The organism is Hoylesella buccalis ATCC 35310, from assembly GCF_000177075.1.
GTDB lineage: Bacteria > Bacteroidota > Bacteroidia > Bacteroidales > Bacteroidaceae > Prevotella > Prevotella buccalis.
Map to the genome: position 1 here is coordinate 1 of NZ_ADEG01000105.1, position 785 is coordinate 785.

General features: G+C 45.2%; 1 protein-coding gene. It reads left to right on the forward strand.

The features are described 5' to 3' along the window. The coding region (locus HMPREF0650_RS11385; RefSeq protein ID WP_004350941.1) for a transposase at positions 1-785 on the forward strand (785 nt) is incomplete at both ends.

A 785-nucleotide genomic window follows, 5' to 3' on the forward strand; every position in this document is an offset into this window, starting at 1 on the left:
GAAATTTGTTCCGTTGGTTTTTCTCAGAGTTGAAGTTCGACAATTACACCTTGGACTTCGATTCGACTGTGATGGTTCGTGAGGGAAACCAGGAGGGAGCAGCCAAAGGGTACAACCCCAAACGTCCTGGACGACTGTCGCACCATCCTCTTCTTGCATTCGTTTCCGATGTGAGGATGATAGCAAATTACTGGCTACGTCCTGGCAACACATCTGCAAGTACCAACTATCTGTCATTTCTTGAGGACACACTCTCAATACTTGAGGGCAAACGTGTCGGACTGGTCCGCATGGATAGTGGCTTCTTTGCAAAGGAAATACTTGACTATCTGGAAAACAAAGGGTTACACTATATCATAGCCTGCCGTTTCAATAACCGTATTAAGTACAGTCTTACCCATGAACGCAAATGGATAGAGCTGACAGACGGATTGGAAATATCCGAAACCATCTATCAGGCAAACAGTTGGGAGAAACCCAGACGCATTGTGATGGTCAGGCAAGAAATTGAGAAGCGCCCAAAAGCTGCGGGAAAGCAAATCAAGCAGATGGATCTTTTCGAGGATGAGGAAGATTTCGGGAAATACCGATACAGCTGCTTCGTAACAGACCTTGACCTGCCAGCCAAGATCGTATATGACTCATATCGCGGAAGGGCGGATTCTGAGAACAGAATAAAGGAACTGAAGAATGATTTCTCCATTGATGATTTTGTCACACATAACTTCTGGGCAACAGAGGCATGCGGGAGTTTCATTGTAATGGCATATAACTTTATGTCGTTG